Raw genomic sequence first — 12,571 nt, forward strand, 5'->3', positions numbered from 1 at the left:
CTCGTCTCAGCCGGTACGGCGCAACAGATACAGGCCCACCCCGGCGCACAGCAGGGTCGGCGCCAGCACCGCCCAGGCCGGCGAGAAGCCGAACACCGTCGACGCCGGCCCCAGCAGGTCCTGGAGGTACTTGAAGGCGAGGCCGGTGACCACGCCGTAGAAGACGCGGGTGCCGGCCGCCACGGTCCGCAGGGGGCCGAACACGAAAGAGGCCGCCACCAGCACCAGCGAGGCCATGGTCAGCGGCATCAGCATCTTCTGCCAGAAGTAGAGCAAGGGCTGGGTCGCCTGCTGGCCCTGCTCGCCCAGGTAGCGGGCGTAGCGCCACAGTTCGCTGGGTGCCTGGGTCTCGACGTCGCGCAGCAGCCGGTCGAGCTGCCCGGGGGTCATGGCGGTCTCCCAGGGCAGGGTATCGTGGTGGCGCGCCTCGGTGCGTCCCTGATCGAAGCGGGTCACGGCGACCCGCTCGAGCTGCCAGTGATCGCCCTGCCAGACCGCCCGACGGGCGCTCAGCGCCTCGACGAGGGTGCGGTCCTCGAAGCGATAGCGGGTCAGGTCGAGCACGGTGTCGTCGGCGCGGATGGCGCCGAAGCGGTAGACGTCGTCGCCCTCCCGCTGCCAGCCGCCCCGCTGGGTGAGCAGCGCCCCCTCGCCCTGCATCTGCTCCAGGCGCCAGGCGCTGGCGAACTGCTCGGTGCGGGGACTGACGAACTCGGCGATGCTCAGCACCACCAGGATCACCAGGATGATCGGCTTCATCACCCCCCAGAGGATGCGCACCAGGGAGCGGCCGGCGGCGCGCATCACGGTGAGCTCGTTGCTCGAGGCCATGCTCCCGAGGCCGATCAGCGCGCCGATCAGCACCCCCACCGGCGCGTACTGGTAGAAGCGCCAGGGCAGGCGCATCAGCAGGTAGAGCAGCACCTCGAAGGCGCCGTAGTCGCCCTCGACGTCGCCGAGGTCGTTGATGTAGGTGATCACCAGGTCCAGCCCCAGCAGCACGACCTGCACGACGAGGATGGCGCCCAGCACGTTGCGGGCGATATAGCGATCGAGACGGTCGGTGATCATCCGCTCACCCCCTTGTGCTGGGCCAGGGCCATCAAGGCCAGGCCGATGGCCAGGAAGCCGCCGTGGATCGGCCACATGCCGATCGCCACCGGCCAGCTGCCGCGGCCGATGGCGTCCAGCGCCGCCAGCAGCAGGCTGAGGTAGGCCACGTAGAGAAAGATCGCCGGCAGCAGCTTGGAGAAGCGCCCCTGGCGCGGGTTGACCCGAGACAGCGGCATGGCCAGCAGGGTCAGGATGAAGACCATCAGCGGCAGGCCGAGGCGCCACTGCAGCTGGGCCAGGGCCGGCCGGGCCTCGGCGCCGAACAGCGCGACGGTGGTGGCGTACTCGGGGGCGTCGAGCTCGGGGCGCTGGGCGGCGCCGGAGAGGCGCACGGCGTAGGTGCCGAACTCGAGACGCTCGGCCTCGGCCCGGCCGGGGTCGACGCTATAGCGCTCGCCGTCCTCGAGGACCAGGAAGCGGCTGCCGGTCTCTGCGTCGACGGTCTGGTAGCCGGCGCCGGCCCGGGTCACCACGGTAGAGGGGGTGTCGTCGCTGCGCGACTGTCGCTCGCTGATGAACACCTCCTGCATCCGCGTGCCGTCGTCGTTGAAGCCCTCGGTATAGGCCGTGCGCCCGCCGCCGAAGTCCTGGAAGCGGCCCGGCGCCAGGGCCGTGAAGTCGAGCTGACTGCGCTGCTCCTCGAGCATCACCTCGTTGTGCAGGGCGCCGGCCGGGGTCAGCCACAGGCTGCAGACGCCGACCAGCACGGCCACCAGGGTCGCCGGCACCAGGCTGACCTGCAGCAGGCGATGGGGGCTCGTGCCACAGGCCACCAGCACGGTGATCTCGCTGTTGAGGTAGAGCTGGCCGTAGGCGAGCAGGATCCCCAGGAAGAAGGCCAGCGGCAGGATCAGCTCGAGGAAGCCCGGCAGGTGGAAGAGCATCAGGGTGCCGAGGATGCTCACCGGGATCTCCCCCTCCGCCGCGTTGGAGAAGTAGCGGATGAAGCGACTGCCCATGATCACCAGCAGCAGGACGCCGGCCACGGCGGACATGGTCAGCAGGATTTCACGGGTCAGGTAGCGAAATATGATCAACGTTGTCTCCCGGCAGGACACCCCCGGTGCCCGGCCAACTTCCATGCAATGACGCCTTGCCTTGGGTACACTGGGATGACTCGGCAACGTGCCGGCATTATCCAGAATCCCCCTTCGCTTGTCTTGTGGAGACTCCATGGAATTCCCCGTTCAGACGGCCAATCCCGCCAAGGTCGAGACGGCCTGTCTCGTGGTCCCGGTATTCAAGGACGGTGAGCTGCTGCCCGCCGCCGCCAAGCTCGACAACGCCAGCGAACGGCTGATCGGCCAGCTGATCGAGCGCGGCGATTTCGAGGCCACGCTGGGCAATGTTCTGATGGTGCCCTTCGCGCCTGGGCTCAACACGGACCGGTTGATGCTGGTGGGGATGGGCGAGCGCGCCCGGTGCCAGGAAGGCGCCTTCCGCAAGGCCGTCGACGCCGCCTTCACCGCCATCGCGGCACTGCCGGCCGAGGACGTCGCCGTGGCCTTCACCGACGTGCCGGTCGCCGACCGTGCCTGCGACTGGAAGGCCCGCATGGTCGCCGAGGCCGCCCATCGCGCCGTCTACCGCTTCGACGAGTTCAAGACCGAGAAGGCCCCCGCCCCGCGCCTGGAGCAGGTCACCCTGCTGATCAGCGAGCAGGGCGACGCCGACGCGGCCCGCCAGGGCGCGCGCATCGGCGACGCCATCGGCCAGGGCGTGGCGACCACCCGCACCCTGGGCAACCTGCCGGGCAATGTCTGCACGCCGACCTACCTGGCCGAGCGCGCCGAGCAGCTTGCCGCCGCGTCCGGCGGCGCGCTGACCGCCGAGATCCTCGACGAGGAGGCCCTCGAGGCGCTGGGCGCCCACAGCCTGCTCTCCGTCGGCCGCGGCAGCGAGCAGCCCTCGCGGCTGATCGTCATGAAGTACCAGGGCGCCCCGGAGGCCGACGAGGCCCCCCACGTGCTGGTCGGCAAGGGCATCACCTTCGATACCGGCGGCATCTCGCTCAAGCCGGGCGAGGCGATGGACGAGATGAAGTTCGACATGTGCGGCGCCGCCAGCGTGTTCGGCACCGTCACCTCGGTGCTCGCCATCAAGCCCCGGATCAACCTGGTGGCCATCGTCGCCGCCGCCGAGAACATGCCCGACGGCCGCGCCACCAAGCCCGGCGACATCATCCAGACCCTCAAGGGCCTCTCCGTGGAGGTGCTCAACACCGACGCCGAGGGCCGCCTGGTGCTGTGCGACGCCCTGACCTACGCCGAGCGCTTCGAACCCGCCAGCGTCGTCGACATCGCCACCCTCACCGGCGCCGCCATCATTGCCCTTGGCCATCACGCCACCGGCCTGCTCTCCAACGACGACGACCTGGCGCTGGATCTCCTGGATGCCGGCGAGACCGCCTGGGACCGCGCCTGGCACCTGCCGCTGTGGGACGAGTACCAGGAGCAGCTCTCCTCCAACTTCGCCGACCTGGCGAACATCGGCGGACGCCCGGCCGGCACCATCACCGCGGCCTGCTTCCTCTCGCGCTTCGCCGACACCTTCCCCTGGGCGCACCTGGATATCGCCGGCACCGCCTGGACCTCGGGCAAGGAAAAGGGCGCCAGCGGACGGCCCGTCGGCCTGCTGACCCAGTACCTGCTGGACCGCGAGGCCGACAGCGAGGTCGAGGTCGCCGAGGAGTGATCGCCGCCGGCGGGGTTGCCTTTTCCCCACGGTGACCTTTTCATGTGGGATGACGATTCTCATGCACCGGGCCCTCGCCGGCCCGGTTCCCCTTTTTCGTGTCGAGGGCGCCCCACGGCGCCCCGCCCTAGCGGAGACCCCTTGCCGTGTCCATCGAACGCTTTACCGTGCTGCCGACCGCCCAGCCCACCGCGCCGCAGATCCGTGACGGCATCCTGGCCGACCCCGGCTTCGGTCGCTACTTCACCGATCACATGGCCCACGTGCGCTGGACCCTCGACGCCGGCTGGCACGGCCACGAGGTGCGCCCCTACGGTCCGCTGACCCTGGATCCCGCCGCCGCCGTGCTGCACTACGGCCAGGAGATCTTCGAGGGGGTCAAGGCCTACCGTCATGCCGACGGCTCGGTGTGGACCTTCCGCCCCGAGAAGAACGCCGAGCGCTTCCGGCGCAGCGCGCGTCGCCTGGCGCTGCCGGAGCTCTCCGACGAGGACTTCGTCGACTCGCTCAAGGCACTGCTGGCCCGGGACCAGGCGTGGGTGCCCACCCCCGCCGGCGAGGCCGACGAGTCGAGCCTCTACCTGCGCCCCTTCATGATCGCCAGCGAGACCTTCCTCGGCGTGCGCCCCTCCCACGAGGTCGACTACTACGTCATCGCCTCACCGGCGGCGGCCTACTTCCAGGGCGGCGTGAAGCCGGTCTCGATCTGGCTCTCCTCGCACTACAAGCGTGCCGCCGCGGGCGGCACCGGCTTCGCCAAGTGCGGCGGCAACTACGCCGCCTCGCTGGCCGCCCAGAAGGAGGCCGCGGCCCACGACTGCAGTCAGGTCGCCTTCCTCGACGCCGCCGAGAACAAGTGGATCGAGGAGCTCGGCGGCATGAACCTGTTCTTCGTGTTCAAGGACGGCCGCATCGTCACCCCGCGACTCACCGACACCATCCTCGAGGGCGTGACCCGCGACTCGGTGCTGACCCTGGCCCGCGACGAGGGGCTGACCCCCGAGGAGCGCCCGATCAGCATCGACGAGTGGCGCGAGGGCGCGGCCTCCGGCGAGATCACCGAGGTCTTCGCCTGCGGCACCGCCGCGGTGATCACCCCGGTGGGCGAGCTGGTCACCGAGGAGGGCAGCATCCGGCTGGCCGCCGAGGGCGACAACGAGGTGGCCAAGCGCCTGCGCACCCGCCTGCTCGACCTGCAGTACGGTCGCAGCGAGGACACCCGCGGCTGGCTGACCCGACTCGCCTGAGCACTTCCTTCCCGGCCCCGGCTCCAGCTGTAGTGGGCGCCGGGGGCAAGACAAAGCGAGGGTCCTTTGCCATGGATGGCAAAGGTAGCGCCCAGGGATGGGTTCACAGCGCCCTCGCGATGGCTTGCCCACGGACAAGCCCAGACCGCTGACCGGGCCCCTTCGAGATCCCATGACCCGCATCGACTTCTACATCCTCCCCGACACCACCCTGGAGGCCCGCTTCGGGTTCGCCTGCCGGCTGGCCGAGACGATCTACCGCAAGGGCTACCGGCTGCACCTGCACGCCGAGGACGAGGCCATGGCCCGGGAGCTCGACGAGCGGCTCTGGACCTTCCGCCCCGACGCCTACGTGCCCCATGCCCTTCTGGACAGCCCCCTGCTCGGCAGCGACCAGGAGCCGACGGTGCCGGTGACCATCGGCTGGGAGGGCCCGCCGGAGCCCGGCGCCCAGGCGCTGCTCAACCTGCACCCGGGCATCCCCGAGTGGTTCTCGCGCTTCGAGCGGGTCGCCGAGATCATCAACCAGCACCAGGACGTGCTTACCGCCAAGCGCGAGTGCTGGCAGACCTACAAGAAGCGCGGCTACCCGGTCACCCCGCATCACCTGCGCGGCCAGGGCTGATCCGCCCTCGCCCATGACGCCGGCCCGCCGGGCAGGCTATAATCGAGCCCATTTTTCGCGCCCTGCGGCGCCGCCATGCCGCGGCCTGCCGTGCCACGACGCCACCCTGAACACCCGGAAGCCCCCATGGACAAGACCTACCAACCCGAGCAGATCGAAACCCGCTGGTACGAGCGCTGGGAGGCCGACAACCGCTTCGCCCCCTCCGGCGAGGGCGAGCCCTTCTCCATCATGATCCCGCCGCCCAACGTCACCGGCAGCCTGCACATGGGCCACGCCTTCCAGGACACCATCATGGACACCCTGACCCGCTGGCGGCGGATGCAGGGGCGCAACACCCTGTGGCAGGTCGGCACCGACCACGCCGGCATCGCCACCCAGATGCTGGTGGAGCGCAAGGTCGCCGCCGAGGAGGGCAAGAGCCGCCACGACCTGGGCCGCGAGGCCTTCACCGACAAGATCTGGGAGTGGAAGCAGGAGTCCGGGGGGCACATCACCCGCCAGCTGCGCCGCATGGGGGCCAGCGTCGACTGGAGCCGCGAGCGCTTCACCATGGACGACGGCTTCTACAAGGCCGTGCAGGAAGTCTTCGTGCGCCTGCATGAAGAGAACCTCATCTACCGCGGCAAGCGGCTGGTCAACTGGGACCCGACCCTGCACACCGCCATCTCCGACCTCGAGGTCGAGAACAAGGACCAGCAGGGCAGCTTCTGGCACTTCCGCTACCCGCTGGCCGACGGCGTGACCACCGACGCGGGCCTCGGCTACCTGGTGGTCGCCACCACCCGTCCCGAGACCCTGCTCGGCGACAGCGCCGTGGCGGTCAATCCGGACGACCCGCGCTACGCCTCGCTGGTCGGCAAGTTCGTCGAACTGCCGCTGGTCGGCCGTCGCATCCCCATCGTCGCCGACGAGCACGCCGACATGGAGAAGGGCTCGGGCTGCGTGAAGATCACCCCGGCCCACGACTTCAACGACTACGAGGTCGGCAAGCGCTGCGGCCTTCCGCTGATCAACGTCTTCACCCAGGACGCCGCCGTCCTCGAGGCCGCCGAGGCCTTCGACCTCCAGGGCAGGCCGCTGGCCGACATCGACACCGCCCTGCCCGCCGCCTACGCGGGCCTCGCCCGCTTCGAGGCCCGCGAGCGCATCGTCGCCGACATGGACGCCGCCGGCCTGCTCGAACAGGTCGAGACGGTCAGCAACACCCTGCCCTACGGGGACCGCTCCGGCGACGTCATCGAGCCGCTGCTCACGGATCAGTGGTTCGTCGCCGTGGAGGAGCTCGCCAGGCCCGCCATCGCCGCGGTGGAGAACGGCGACATCGAGTTCGTGCCGAAGAACTACGAGAACATGTACTTCGCCTGGATGCGCGACCTCCAGGACTGGTGCATCTCGCGCCAGCTCTGGTGGGGCCACCGCATCCCCGCCTGGTACGACGCCGAGGGCAACGTCTACGTGGCGAGAAGCGAGGCCGAGGCCCGCGAGAAGCACGGCCTGCCCGCCGACCTCGCGCTCACCCAGGACGAGGACGTGCTCGATACCTGGTTCAGCTCCGGGCTCTGGACCTTCGGCACCCTGGGCTGGCCCGAGCAGACCCCGGAACTCGAGACCTTCCATCCATCGAGCGTGCTGGTCACCGGCTTCGACATCATCTTCTTCTGGGTCGCCCGGATGATCATGATGACCCTCAAGTTCACCGGCGAGGTGCCCTTCAAGCAGGTCTACGTGCACGGCCTGGTCCGCGACGGCCAGGGCCAGAAGATGTCCAAGTCCAAGGGCAACGTGCTCGACCCCATCGACCTGATCGACGGCATCGCGCTGGAGACCCTGGTCGAGAAGCGCACCGGCAACATGATGCAGCCGCAGAAGGCCAAGGCCATCGCCAAGGCCACCCGCGCCGAGTTCCCCGAGGGCATCGAGCCCCACGGCACCGACGCCCTGCGCTTCACCTTCCTCTCCCAGGCCACCACCGGTCGCGACATCAAGTTCGACATGGGCCGCCTGGACGGCTACCGCAACTTCTGCAACAAGCTGTGGAACGCCTCGCGCTACGTGCTGATGAACGCCGAGGGCCAGGACACCGGCCTGGGTGGTGAGCCGGCCGAGCTGTCGCTGGCCGACCGCTGGATCGTCTCGCGCCTGCAGCAGACCCAGGCCCAGGTGACCCGGGCGATGGAAGAGTTCCGCTTCGACCACGCCTCCCAGGCGCTCTACGACTTCGTCTGGAACGAGTACTGCGACTGGTACCTGGAGCTCTCCAAGCCGGTGCTCTGGGACGAGGGCGCCTCCGAGGCCGCCAAGCGCGGCACTCGCCAGACCCTGGTAAGAGTGCTCGAGGCGATCCTGCGCCTGGCCCATCCGATGATGCCCTTCATCTCCGAGGAGATCTGGCAGCGCGTGGCGCCGCTCGCCGGCGTCGAGGGGCCGTCCGTGATGACCCAGCCGTGGCCCAAGGCCGACGAGGCGCTGATCGACGAGGACGCCACCCGCGACATCGAGTGGCTCAAGGGCGTGATCGTGGCCGTGCGCAACATCCGCGCCGAGATGAACATCGCCCCGGGCAAGCCCCTGGAGGCGCTGCTCACCAAGGGCACCGCCGGCGACAGCGAGCGCCTGGCGGCCAACCGCCTGTTCCTCTCCAAGCTGGCCAAGCTCGAGCGCGTCGAGTGGCTCGACGACCCCGCAAAGGCGCCGCTCTCGGCCACCCAGCTGGTCGGCGAGATGGAGGTGCTGGTGCCCATGGCCGACCTGATCGACAAGGACACGGAGCTCGCGCGCCTGGCCAAGGAGATCGACAAGCAGGAGAAGCTGATCGGCGGCATCGAGAAGAAGCTCGGCAACGAGAGCTTCGTCGCCAAGGCCCCGGCCGCGGTGGTCGAGAAGGAGCGCGCCAAGCTCGCCGACTTCGAGGCCGCACGCCGGCTGCTGGTCGAGCAGCGCGAGAAGATCGAGGCGCTCTGAGGTCGCCATGACCCGACCGGTCGCGATCTCACGGCTCGCGACCCCGGACGGCAAAGGGGCCGGGCGCTGGGCGCCCGGCCCCTTTTGCTGGCCCCGACGGCGGGGGAGCACGGCCCGCCGACGGCTTGGTCAACGGGCTCTCGTCAACGGGCTCAGTCGACGCGCAGGAAGCCCCCCAGCACTCGCTGGTCGGGACCGAAGAACACCAGCCGGTCGTGGTCGATCAGGTAGCGGTAGGCGTTCTCCAGCAGGTCGGTCACCCGGGCCGCGTCCTCGGCCCGGGGGCAGGCGCGCCGGGTGGTGGCGAGCTCGGTGAAGGCGATGCGCTGGTTCTCGCCCAGCGACGCCTGGCCGGTCAGCCGGTTGCAGCCGTCGCTGCCGCTCACCCGCCCCTCGCCGTCGATCACGAAGTAGGGGCGCGTCGGCATGTCGAGGCGCTCGCTGGTGCCCACCAGCAGCAGGTTCCAGCGCTGGTCGACCACCGGTCCCTCGAGGCGGCTCGAAGGCTCCTCGACGAGGCGGGGGGCCGGCCCGCCCTGGCAGGCGGCGAGCAGCAGGGCGCCGGCGGCCAGCAGGGTGGCGTTGCGTAGGGTTTTGATCATCATGGTATCGTCCTTGGGGCGCAGGGCAGTGATCCGGCGCCAAGCTTGCCCCAGCCGGGGCATCGAGACAATTCTTCGCCGGACCCGGAGGTCCCCGCATGCTCCACGCGCTTCACAACGATGCCCTCGGCAAGCTGATCCTGCGCCTCACGGTGGCCGGCCTGATGCTGCCCCATGGGCTCACCAAGTTGCTCAACCCGGGCAGTCTGACCTGGATCGGCAACACCCTGGCCGCCCAGGGCCTGCCGACCGTGCTCGCCTACGGCGTGCTGATCGGCGAGGTGCTGGCGCCGCTGATGGTGCTGATCGGCTGGCGCAGCCGCGTGGGGGCCCTGTTGATGGTCGCCAACAAGCTGGTGGCGATCTTCCTGGCGCACATGGGCGAACTGACCGCCTTCAAGGACACCGGCGGCTGGGCGCTGGAGCTGCAGGGCTTCTTCCTGTTCGGCGCCCTGGCGCTGGTCTTCCTGGGCAGCGGGCGCATGGCCTGGCGGCCGGACTGAGTCGCGCGCCCGGCCGCCGCGGCCCTCACCAGGTGCCGGTGTTCTCCATGGACGCCCAGGGCTCCCTGGGCGGCTGGGCGTCGCCGGCCTGCAGCAGCTCCACCGAGATGCCATCGGGGCTCCTGACGAAGGCCATGTGACCGTCCCGGGGCGGGCGATTGATAGTCACGCCGTTGGCCTGGAGGTGCTCGCAGAGGGCATAGATATCTTCCACCCGGTAGGCCAGGTGGCCGAAGTTGCGCCCGCCGGTGTACGCCTCCGGGTCCCAGTTCCAGGTCAGCTCGAGCTCGGGGGCCTGGATCTCCGCCGAACGCGCCTCGTCCTGGGGCGCGGCCAGGAAGACCAGGGTGAAGCGTCCCTTCTCGTTCTCCTTGCGGCGCACCTCCTTGAGGCCCAGCAGGTCGCAGTAGAAGTGCAGCGAGGCGTCGAGGTCGCTGACGCGAACCATGGTGTGCAGGTACTGCATGGGGGAACTCCTGTCGCTTCAATCGTGGGTGTATTCGGCGAAGACCGACGGCGTGCGGTCGTCGTGGTGCCAGCCCAGCACGGCGTAGTCGTCATGGCGCCCGGTCTCCATGCCGGGGGAGCCGTGGGGCATGCCCGGCACGGCGAGGCCCGCCAGGTCGGGGCGCTCGTCGAGCAGGCGGCGCACGTCGGCCGCCGGCACGTGGCCCTCGATCACGTAGCCGTCGACCACCGCCGTGTGGCAGGAGGCGAGCCCCGGCGTCAGGCCGTGCTCGATCTTCACCGCGCGCATGTCACGGGTCGCGTGCTGGCGCACCTCGAAGCCCGCCGCCTCCATGTGCTCGGCCCAGGCCGTGCAGCAGCCGCAGTTGGGATCCTTGTGCATCTCCACCAGGGGCGCCTCGGCCAAGGCGGGGCTGGCGGCGGCGCTCGCCAGGGCGCCGGCGAGGATCAGGCGGTGCAGTGGTGTCATGACAGGCACTCCAAGGGGTAAGGTATCATCGATTGTCGGGCATCTCCCGGCTCCTCTGCCACCCCGGAGCGACAGCATGAGCCACTACTGCGACCTGGCCCCCGGCCATCCGTTCCACGGTCCCTACCACGACCACGAGTACGGCTTCCCGGTCAGCGATGACGCCACCCTCTTCGAGCGCCTGGTGCTGGAGATCAACCAGGCGGGGCTCTCCTGGCTCACCGTGCTGAAGAAGCGCGCGGCCTTCCAGGCCGCCTTCGAGGGCTTCGACATCGACCGGGTCGCCGCCTACCGCGAGGCCGACCGCGCGCGGCTGCTGGGCGACGCCGACATCATCCGCAACCGCCTGAAGGTCGACGCGGCGATCCACAACGCCGGCGTGATCCAGGCGCTGCGCGCCGAGCACGGCAGCTTCCAGGCCTGGCTGGATCACCACCACCCCCTCGCGCACGGCGACTGGGTGCGCCTGTTCAAGCGCACCTTCCGCTTCACCGGGCCCGAGATCGTCGGCGAGTTCCTGATGAGCAGCGGCTACCTGCCCGGCGCCCATCGCGACGACTGTCCGGTGCAGGCGCGCATCCTCGACGCCGGCCCGGCCTGGGCAAACAGGTAATGATCGGCCTCGGAGCGAGGCGTGCCGGAGACAGGCCGTAGAGGGGGTCCTACGCCAGGGATGGGTTTACAGCGCCCCCTCGATGGTCCGGCACCCCGGGGCCTGTCTCCGGCAAAAACGCCAAGCACTGCCGCTATCCGCAACGGTCCATGATCATGGCATCATGGCCAAGTACTCTCGTTGCGAGGAAAGTCTCCCGATGGATTCGATGACCCAGGCCGCGCTGGGCGCGGCGATCGGCGGCGCGGTGCTCGGCCGGCGGCTGGGCCGAAAGGCGGTGCTGATCGGCGCGGTGCTCGGCACCCTGCCCGACCTGGACGTGATCATCGACTACGGCGATGCCGTGGCCAACGTCACCCGCCACCGCGGCTTCTCGCACTCGCTGTTCGTGCTGGCGGGGCTCGCCACCGTGCTGGCGCTGCTGTCGTCGCGCCTCTCGCGCACCCGGGAGATCTCGCCGGCGCGCTGGGGCGCCTTCTTCGCCCTGATCCTGCTGACCCATCCGCTGCTCGACGCCCTGACCACCTACGGCACCCAGCTCTGGTGGCCGCTTCGAGTGCGACCGACGGCCTGGCCCCACGTCTTCATCATCGACCCGCTCTACACCCTGCCGCTGCTGGGCGGCATCGGCGTGGCGCTGGTCACCGGCCGGGCGGCGCGCCCCGCGACCTGGGGCCTGGCGCTGGCCTGCGCCTACCTGGTGCTCGCCATGGGCGCCCGGCAGCTGGTCGAGACGCGCATCGAGCCGGTGCTGGCCGAGCGGGGGCTCGAGCAGGCCCCACGACTGGTCCAGCCCACTCCCTTCAATATCCTGCTGTGGCGCGTCACCGTGGCGGACGGCCCGCGCTACCACGAGGCCCTGGTGGGGGTCCTCGACGGCGACAGCGCCCCGCTGCTCGAGACCTACGCCCGCGGTGCCGAGCTGGAGGCCGAGGCGCTCGAGAGCCGTCGCGGGCGGCGGCTGGACTGGTTCGCCGGCCCCTTCCTGCGCTATGAGGTGCGCGAGCACGACGGCCGGGACACCCTGGTCGCCACCGACCTGCGCCTGGGCTTCCCGGGCTTCCACCCCTTCGCCTTCACCCTGGCGACCCGCACGGGCGACGACTGGCGGCCGGTGCCCGTCTCCGAACAGCTCGCCGCTGCCGGCACCAACCGCCGCGAGGCGCTGGCGCGGCTCGGCGGGCGCCTGTTGAGCCCGCAGCCGCGACTCTGCACCAGCGACTTCGTCGCCCGCCAGTGGTGGATCGGCGCGCCCGGCGCCTGCTGAGGGATC

The 12,571-nt window shown here is 70.1% G+C and carries 12 protein-coding genes; 7 read left to right on the top strand and 5 right to left on the bottom strand.

The genetic code is table 11. The annotated features are described in order from the left end of the window. Positions 1–6: 6 nt before the first annotated feature. Together lptG and lptF are read right to left on the bottom strand one after the other, a co-directional pair. Positions 7–1,071: an LPS export ABC transporter permease LptG gene (lptG, locus tag FIU83_RS15325; RefSeq protein WP_152484849.1), complete on the bottom strand. Its 1,065-nt coding sequence runs from the start codon at positions 1,069–1,071 to the stop codon at positions 7–9. Then, the gene (lptF, locus tag FIU83_RS15330; protein ID WP_172976102.1) at positions 1,068–2,150 is read right to left on the bottom strand and encodes an LPS export ABC transporter permease LptF; all 1,083 of its coding nucleotides are present in this window, start codon (positions 2,148–2,150) and stop codon (positions 1,068–1,070) included. Before lptF ends, lptG begins: the two co-directional genes overlap by 4 nt. Positions 2,151–2,286: 136 nt before the next feature. Between lptF and FIU83_RS15335 the strand changes: the two genes are divergently transcribed. The 4 genes from FIU83_RS15335 to FIU83_RS15350 all read left to right on the top strand — a co-directional run bounded on the left by FIU83_RS15335 (position 2,287) and on the right by FIU83_RS15350 (position 8,643). After that, entirely contained in the window at positions 2,287–3,807 is a 1,521-nt protein-coding gene (locus tag FIU83_RS15335) for a leucyl aminopeptidase (protein ID WP_152484851.1), read from the top strand. Positions 3,808–3,953: 146 nt separating this feature from the next. Continuing rightward, positions 3,954–5,054 (top strand): branched-chain amino acid aminotransferase, encoded by a 1,101-nt coding sequence (locus FIU83_RS15340; protein WP_152484852.1) that lies wholly within the window; start codon positions 3,954–3,956, stop codon positions 5,052–5,054. Between the two features lie 172 nt (positions 5,055–5,226). Beyond that, a complete protein-coding gene (locus FIU83_RS15345) occupies positions 5,227–5,679 on the top strand; it encodes a DNA polymerase III subunit chi (protein ID WP_152484853.1) in 453 nt (150 codons plus the stop codon). Between the two features lie 126 nt (positions 5,680–5,805). Then, positions 5,806–8,643, top strand: a complete 2,838-nt coding sequence (locus tag FIU83_RS15350) for a valine--tRNA ligase (protein WP_152484854.1) — start codon at positions 5,806–5,808, stop codon at positions 8,641–8,643. 152 nt (positions 8,644–8,795) lie between these two features. Here FIU83_RS15350 and FIU83_RS15355 read toward each other — a convergent pair whose 3' ends face one another. Beyond that, positions 8,796–9,245, bottom strand: a complete 450-nt coding sequence (locus FIU83_RS15355) for an META domain-containing protein (RefSeq protein WP_152485401.1) — start codon at positions 9,243–9,245, stop codon at positions 8,796–8,798. Positions 9,246–9,343: 98 nt separating this feature from the next. Here FIU83_RS15355 and FIU83_RS15360 point away from each other — a divergent pair, with 98 nt between their 5' ends. Further along, positions 9,344–9,748: a DoxX family protein gene (locus tag FIU83_RS15360; protein WP_152484855.1), complete on the top strand. Its 405-nt coding sequence runs from the start codon at positions 9,344–9,346 to the stop codon at positions 9,746–9,748. A gap of 25 nt (positions 9,749–9,773) precedes the next feature. Here FIU83_RS15360 and FIU83_RS15365 read toward each other — a convergent pair whose 3' ends face one another. Together FIU83_RS15365 and FIU83_RS15370 are read right to left on the bottom strand one after the other, a co-directional pair. After that, on the bottom strand, positions 9,774–10,214 hold the full coding sequence (locus tag FIU83_RS15365) for a VOC family protein (protein WP_152484856.1): 441 nt from the start codon (positions 10,212–10,214) through the stop codon (positions 9,774–9,776). A gap of 18 nt (positions 10,215–10,232) precedes the next feature. Beyond that, a complete protein-coding gene (locus FIU83_RS15370; RefSeq protein ID WP_152484857.1) occupies positions 10,233–10,685 on the bottom strand; it encodes a DUF411 domain-containing protein in 453 nt (150 codons plus the stop codon). 76 nt (positions 10,686–10,761) lie between these two features. Between FIU83_RS15370 and FIU83_RS15375 the strand changes: the two genes are divergently transcribed. Beyond that, positions 10,762–11,298, top strand: coding sequence for a DNA-3-methyladenine glycosylase I (locus tag FIU83_RS15375; protein WP_152484858.1), 537 nt, complete (start codon positions 10,762–10,764; stop codon positions 11,296–11,298). A 199-nt stretch (positions 11,299–11,497) separates the two neighbouring features. Further along, entirely contained in the window at positions 11,498–12,565 is a 1,068-nt protein-coding gene (locus FIU83_RS15380) for a metal-dependent hydrolase (protein WP_152484859.1), read from the top strand. Positions 12,566–12,571 lie beyond the last annotated feature (6 nt).

Origin of the sequence: Halomonas sp. THAF5a (genome assembly GCF_009363755.1) — a bacterium.
Taxonomy (GTDB): domain Bacteria; phylum Pseudomonadota; class Gammaproteobacteria; order Pseudomonadales; family Halomonadaceae; genus Halomonas.

Bases quoted from the DNA above. Each gene is read 5' to 3' on its own strand.
- FIU83_RS15375 (WP_152484858.1), top strand. From the start codon at position 10,762: ATGAGCCACTACTGCGACCTGGCCCCCGGCCATCCGTTCCACGGTCCC.
- FIU83_RS15345 (WP_152484853.1), top strand. From the start codon at position 5,227: ATGACCCGCATCGACTTCTACATCCTCCCCGACACCACCCTGGAGGCC.
- FIU83_RS15360 (WP_152484855.1), top strand. From the start codon at position 9,344: ATGCTCCACGCGCTTCACAACGATGCCCTCGGCAAGCTGATCCTGCGC.
- FIU83_RS15370 (WP_152484857.1), bottom strand. From the start codon at position 10,685: ATGACACCACTGCACCGCCTGATCCTCGCCGGCGCCCTGGCGAGCGCC.
- FIU83_RS15350 (WP_152484854.1), top strand. From the start codon at position 5,806: ATGGACAAGACCTACCAACCCGAGCAGATCGAAACCCGCTGGTACGAG.
- FIU83_RS15365 (WP_152484856.1), bottom strand. From the start codon at position 10,214: ATGCAGTACCTGCACACCATGGTTCGCGTCAGCGACCTCGACGCCTCG.
- lptG (WP_152484849.1), bottom strand. From the start codon at position 1,071: ATGATCACCGACCGTCTCGATCGCTATATCGCCCGCAACGTGCTGGGC.
- FIU83_RS15380 (WP_152484859.1), top strand. From the start codon at position 11,498: ATGGATTCGATGACCCAGGCCGCGCTGGGCGCGGCGATCGGCGGCGCG.
- FIU83_RS15335 (WP_152484851.1), top strand. From the start codon at position 2,287: ATGGAATTCCCCGTTCAGACGGCCAATCCCGCCAAGGTCGAGACGGCC.
- FIU83_RS15355 (WP_152485401.1), bottom strand. From the start codon at position 9,245: ATGATCAAAACCCTACGCAACGCCACCCTGCTGGCCGCCGGCGCCCTG.